This window comes from Coprococcus hominis (ex Arizal et al. 2022) (assembly GCF_040094675.1).
Lineage (GTDB): Bacteria > Bacillota > Clostridia > Lachnospirales > Lachnospiraceae > Coprococcus_C > Coprococcus_C hominis.
On the sequence record NZ_JBBNHG010000028.1, the window covers coordinates 35,845 to 42,394 of the forward strand.

General features: G+C 46.3%; 4 protein-coding genes. All 4 read left to right on the top strand.

All coding sequences use genetic code 11. The features are described from left to right. Positions 1–24: 24 nt before the first annotated feature. On the top strand, positions 25–3,813 hold the full coding sequence (locus AAAT93_RS05315; protein ID WP_118373391.1) for a phosphoribosylformylglycinamidine synthase: 3,789 nt from the start codon (positions 25–27) through the stop codon (positions 3,811–3,813). A gap of 54 nt (positions 3,814–3,867) precedes the next feature. Continuing rightward, on the top strand, positions 3,868–4,689 hold the full coding sequence (locus AAAT93_RS05320) for a TrmH family RNA methyltransferase (RefSeq protein WP_227573504.1): 822 nt from the start codon (positions 3,868–3,870) through the stop codon (positions 4,687–4,689). 152 nt (positions 4,690–4,841) lie between these two features. Then, on the top strand, positions 4,842–5,780 hold the full coding sequence (cysK, locus tag AAAT93_RS05325; protein WP_021985088.1) for a cysteine synthase A: 939 nt from the start codon (positions 4,842–4,844) through the stop codon (positions 5,778–5,780). A 133-nt stretch (positions 5,781–5,913) separates the two neighbouring features. Then, positions 5,914–6,348, top strand: a complete 435-nt coding sequence (locus AAAT93_RS05330) for an RrF2 family transcriptional regulator (protein ID WP_021985087.1) — start codon at positions 5,914–5,916, stop codon at positions 6,346–6,348. Positions 6,349–6,550: the final 202 nt, after the last annotated feature.

The following is a 6,550-nucleotide window of genomic DNA, read 5'->3' on the forward strand; positions in this document are numbered from 1 at the left end:
ATTACAAAATTCAGGAGGAAAGTCATGAGCAAGGTTAGACGAATCTATGTAGAAAAGAAAGATGCTTATGCGGTTAAGGCAAAGGACTTAAAGAAGCAGTTCAAGGATTACCTTGGAATCAAAGCTGACAATGTCCGCGTCCTGACACGGTATGACATGGAAGGTGTATCGGAGGATACCTACAACAAAGCGAAGGTTACAATCTTCTCAGAGCCACCGATCGATGTCGTATATGAAGAATCATTCCCTATGAATGAGAAGGAAAAATGCTTCTCGCAGGAATATCTTCCGGGACAGTTTGATCAGCGTGCGGATTCTGCAGAGCAGTGTGTCAAGCTTCTGAACGAGGAGGAGACACCGGTCATCAAGACAGCTACTACTTATGTGGTAGAGGGTGACGTGACAGAAGAGCAGATGCAGACAATCCGGGAGTATGTTGTAAACCCGGTGGATTCCCGTATCACAGATGAGACAAAGCCGGAGACGCTGGTTACAAACTTTGAGGAACCTGCAGATGTGAAGATCTTCGATGGTTTCAAGGATATGCCAGAGGCAGAATTAAAGGCACTGTATGATTCCCTCGGACTTGCTATGACAATCAAGGATTTTGAGCATATACAGAACTATTTCAAGAACGAAGAACACAGAGATCCATCTATGACAGAGATCCGTGTGCTTGATACATACTGGTCTGACCATTGCCGTCATACAACATTTTCAACAGAGCTTACAAATGTTGCATTCGACGATGGTTATTACAAGGATGTGATTGCCGAGACATATGATCGTTATGTTGGAGCAACAAAGGAAATGTACAAGGGCAGAGACGATAAGTTTGTCTGCCTGATGGATATCGCCCTTATGGCAATGAAGGAACTGAAGAAGGCTGGCAAGCTTGACGATCAGGAAGAGTCAGACGAGATCAATGCATGTTCGATCGTTGTTCCAGTTAAGGTCGATGGAGTCGAAGAAGAGTGGCTGGTAAGCTTTAAGAACGAGACACATAACCATCCAACAGAGATTGAGCCGTTTGGTGGTGCTGCAACTTGTCTGGGTGGTGCAATCCGTGATCCGCTGTCAGGACGTTCTTACGTATATCAGGCAATGCGTGTGACAGGAGCTGCAGATCCGACTGTATCTTTGAAGGATACGATGCATGGTAAGCTCCCACAGAGAAAGATTGTGAAGGTTGCTGCCGAAGGTTACAGCTCCTATGGTAACCAGATTGGACTTGCAACCGGACTTGTAAAGGAAGTATATCATCCAAATTACGTGGCAAAGCGTATGGAGATCGGCGCTGTTATGGGTGCTGCTCCAAGAAGATGTGTGAAGCGTCTGAATTCTGATCCGGGCGATATCATCATCCTGCTCGGTGGACGTACCGGACGTGATGGCTGTGGTGGAGCAACCGGTTCTTCCAAGGCACATACAGAAAGCTCCATCGAGACATGTGGTGCTGAGGTACAGAAGGGTAATGCACCAACGGAGCGTAAGATTCAGCGTCTGTTCCGTCGGGAAGAGGTTGCAAGCTTAATCAAGAAATGTAACGATTTCGGTGCAGGTGGTGTATCTGTTGCAATCGGTGAGCTTGCCGATGGTTTACAGATCGATCTGGATAAGGTTCCAAAGAAATATGCAGGTCTTGATGGTACAGAGCTTGCGATTTCCGAGTCTCAGGAGCGTATGGCAGTCGTTGTTGATCCAAAGGATGTTGACAAGATGATGCAGTACGTCGCTGAGGAGAACTTAGAGGCAGTTGCAGTTGCTGTTGTAACAGAAGAGAAGCGTCTCGTGCTTTCATGGAGAGGCAAGGAGATCGTGAATCTGTCCCGTGCATTCCTTGATACAAACGGTGCTCATCAGGAGACAGATGTCAAGGTTGCTATGCCAGATGCATCTGCAAAATATTTTGACAAGAAGAAGGATGCTTCTGATGTGAAGAAGCTCTGGTTAGATACACTTTCTGATCTGAATGTCGCTTCCCAGAAGGGACTTGTGGAGATGTTCGATTCATCCATCGGCGCAGGTACGGTTACAATGCCATATGGTGGTAAGTACCAGCTCTCCGAGACACAGACGATGATCGCAAAGCTCCCAGTACTGAAGGGAAAGACCGATACGGTTACAATGATGAGCTACGGATTTGATCCATATCTGTCAAGCTGGAGCCCATATCATGGAGCCATCTATGCGGTACTGACTTCCGTTGCAAAGATTGCTGCAGCCGGTGGTGATGTAAGCAAGGTAAGACTGACATTCCAGGAGTATTTTGAGAGACTTGGTACCGATCCATATCGTTGGGGGCTACCACTTTCCGCATTGCTTGGTGCGTATGATGTACAGATGGGACTTGGACTTCCTTCTATCGGAGGTAAGGATTCTATGTCTGGTTCCTTCAATGATATTGATGTTCCACCAACTCTGGTCAGCTTCGCAGTCGATGTTGCAAGCTATCAGGATGTAGTGACACCAGAATTGAAGAAGGCAGGTAATCAGCTTGTATGCTTCGATATCAAGCACGATGCTTACGACAAGCCGGATTATCAGGATGCAATGGATAAATACGAGAAGCTGCATCAGGCAATTACAGAGGGTAAGGTTGTATCTGCTTATGCAATCGGCTTTGGTGGTATGATCGAGGCAATCTCAAAGATGGCATTTGGTAATAAGCTTGGTGTAAAACTTGCGAAGACCGTTGATGCAGATGATCTTACAGCGAAGAAATATGGTTCTATCATTCTTGAAGTGGAGAAGGACAATGTGACAGAGCTTGGTATTCCATGTACAGTCATCGGTGAAGTACAGGATGCACCAGAGTTCGTATATGGCGATACTGTGATCACAATGGATGAGGCATTAGATGCATGGACAAAGAAGCTTGAGAAAGTATTCCCGACAGAGTCCGGCGTAGAACAGAATGATAAGATCAACGATACATTGAAGATTGTAGATGGAAAGGTAAGTACAGGACTGTATGATGCCGGTTCTATCTATGTGGCAAAGAATAAAGTAGCAAAACCAAAGGTATTTATTCCAGTATTCCCTGGTACAAACTGCGAATACGATTCAGCCAAGGCATTTGAGAATGCGGGTGCTGAGGTTCAGACAATCGTATTCCGTAATCTGGATGCACAGGGTATCCGTGATTCGGTAGATGCATTTACAAAGGCAATCAGTGAAAGTCAGATCATCATGTTCCCAGGTGGTTTCTCCGCTGGTGACGAGCCGGATGGTTCTGGTAAGTTCATCGCAACTGCATTCCGGAATGCAAAGATCGCAGATGAGGTTATGAAGCTTCTGCATGAGCGTGACGGACTGGCACTTGGTATCTGTAACGGATTCCAGGCACTCATCAAGCTCGGACTTGTTCCTTATGGCGAGATCCGTCCACAGGAGAATGATTCACCGACACTGACAATCAACAGCATCGGTCGTCATCAGTCCAAGATGGTTTACACAAAGGTTGTTACAAACAAGAGCCCATGGTTGCAGAAGGCAAAGCTTGGCGGTGTGTATACCGTGCCAATCTCACATGGTGAGGGACGTTTTGTTGCAAGCAAGGAGTGGACAGAGAAGCTCTTCGCAAATGGACAGGTTGCAACCCAGTATGTTGATATGGATGGAAATCCAACAATGGATGAGTATTACAATGTCAATGGTTCTTACTACGCAATCGAGGGTATCACAAGTCCGGATGGCCGTGTACTTGGTAAGATGGCTCACTCAGAGCGTAAGGGAACAGCAGTGGCAGTCAATATCTACGGAGATCAGGATCAGAAGATCTTTGAGTCCGGTGTTGCTTATTTCTCATAAATAAAGGTTACGATTGCGGCATGGACACATGTCACGGAAAGGGGATGTGTGTTCATGCCACATTTTATTTCTATACAGAATTTACAGGATGCAGGTTTGGATATCTATGCCAGACTTTCAGAGGTACAGCTCCTTCGTTACCGGGAGCCGAAGCCGGGTATCTTTATCGCGGAAAGCCCGATCGTCGTGGAGCGGGCACTTGCTGCCGGATATCGTCCAATTTCTGTCCTGATGGATGAAGCGGGGGTACCAAAACAGCAGGGATTGCTTAAGGTGTGTGGAGAGATTCCGGTCTATACTGCAAGGTTTGATGTACTGACGCAGATTACCGGGTTTAAGCTGACGCGTGGAATGTTATGTGCGATGGAACGAAATGAGCTTCCACAGGCGGACATCTTATGCCGTGATATGTACCGGATTGCAGTGTTAGAAGACGTGATGAACCCGACGAATGTCGGAGCAATCTTTCGGTCTGCTGCGGCACTTGGCATGGATGCAGTGCTTCTGACACATGGATGCGCCAATCCGCTATACCGGAGAGCAATTCGGGTCAGTATGGGTACGGTATTCCAGATTCCGTGGACGTATCTGCCGAAGTCAGAAGAAGATACCGCGCAGGCGCTTCATACGCTGGGATTTCCGTGTGTAGCGATGGCTCTGCGGGATGATTCGTGCGAGATCTGTGATCCGCGGTTTGCGAAGCTTGATAAGCTCGCTGTGATCCTTGGAACGGAAGGAGAAGGGTTGCGGCAGGAGACGATCACGCACAGCGATTATACGGTGAAGATACCGATGACACATGGTGTGGATTCGCTGAATGTGGCGGCTGCGAGTGCAGTCGCGTTCTGGGAATTGTCAAAAAGAGAAACCGTTTAAGTGCGGTTTCTTTTTTTTTATAAAAAAATCAAAAAAGTGATTGACAAATGGTTATATCGTGTTATAATACACTCAAATCCCACTTAACGGGTAGGAATATAGGGAAATAGAAAAACGATAGAAAAATATAAGAAAATCTGGAGGTAGACATTATGAGTAAAGTAATTAAAAGTGCGTTGGAATTGATCGGTAATACACCATTGCTTCAGGCAGACCGTTATGCGAAGAAGGCAGGCGTGACAGATGCAAATCTGTATGTAAAGCTGGAGTACCTGAACCCATCCGGTTCTGTAAAGGATCGTATTGCACTTGCAATGATCGAGGATGCTGAGGAAAAGGGAGAGCTGAAGCCGGGGGCAACAATCATCGAGCCGACATCCGGAAATACAGGTATCGGAATTGCGGCCGTTGCAACCGCAAAGGGCTATCGTGCAATCCTGACACTGCCGGAGACCATGAGTGTAGAACGCAGAAATCTTCTGAAGGCATATGGTGCAGAGCTTGTGTTGACAGACGGTTCTAAGGGTATGAAAGGTGCCATCGCAAAGGCAGAAGAATTGAAGGAGTCTATCCCGGGTGCAATCATCCTTGGACAGTTTGATAACCCAGCCAACTCTGAGATGCACAAGAAGACAACCGGACCAGAGATCTGGGAGCAGACAGAGGGTAAGGTGGATATCTTCGTAGCCGGTGTTGGTACAGGCGGAACACTGACAGGTGTTGGTGAATATCTGAAGTCTAAGAATCCAGATGTGAAGATTGTAGCAGTAGAGCCTGCAACAAGTGCAGTTCTCTCAACCGGTCAGGCCGGATCCCACAAGATTCAGGGTATTGGAGCCGGATTCGTACCAAAGGTACTGAATACAAAGATCTATGATGAGATCATTACAATCGAGAACGATGATGCATTTGAAGAGGGAAGAGCGTTTGCAAGAGCGGAAGGTGTTCTGGTTGGCATCTCTTCCGGTGCAGCATTGAAAGCTGCAGATATCCTTGCAAAAAGACCAGAGAACAAGGGCAAGACAATCGTTGCATTGCTTCCAGATTCTGGTGACAGATATCTTTCAACTGCATTGTTTGCAGAGCAGTAAAAAGAAGAAAATGAACGGATAAAATATAGTTTGTTATCTTGACTTATGTTAGTGCCGATTATATAATTTTTGGTATCTGCGGAAAGCGACGAGACCGAAATTATATAATCGGTTACTTTATGGAGGAACTTGCATGAAAATATCAACAAAGGGAAGGTATGCACTTCGCCTGATGCTGGATCTTGCAGTCTATAACACGGGAGAACCGATCAGTTTAAAAGACGTTGCAAAGAGGCAGAATATATCTGAAAAATATATGGAGCAGATTATTTCTGTATTGAACAAGGCGGGATTTGTACGCGGAATCCGAGGTGCGCAGGGGGGATATCTGCTTTCGCGTGCACCGAAGGATTATACAGTCGGTATGATCTTACGATTGACGGAAGGCGAGCTTGCCCCGGTTGCCTGTGTTGGACAAAATCCAATTGACTGTGACAGAAGAAGCAGCTGCGTAACGGTTCGTATCTGGGAGAAACTGTACGATGCGATATCGGAAGTCGTAGACAATATTACCTTGCAGGATCTGGTCGATTGGCACAACGAGCAATCAGATCAATACATGATATAATAATTCCGTCATGCAAATAAGCAGCGAGGCTGCTTGCAGACGGAGCTGCTTATTTATATGACGGATAAACAGACATAAGCATGAAGGACGATAGTCCGGAATGCGCATGGCTGTTACGATTTCGGGAGTTCGAAGAACGGAGAAATCGTGATTATTATATGTAATGTATAATGATAATCACGAGTTCGAAGAACGGAGAAAT

Coding starts and splice junctions, on each gene's coding strand:
- AAAT93_RS05315 (WP_118373391.1), top strand. CDS start 25: ATGAGCAAGGTTAGACGAATCTATGTAGAAAAGAAAGATGCTTATGCG.
- AAAT93_RS05320 (WP_227573504.1), top strand. CDS start 3,868: ATGCCACATTTTATTTCTATACAGAATTTACAGGATGCAGGTTTGGAT.
- cysK (WP_021985088.1), top strand. CDS start 4,842: ATGAGTAAAGTAATTAAAAGTGCGTTGGAATTGATCGGTAATACACCA.
- AAAT93_RS05330 (WP_021985087.1), top strand. CDS start 5,914: ATGAAAATATCAACAAAGGGAAGGTATGCACTTCGCCTGATGCTGGAT.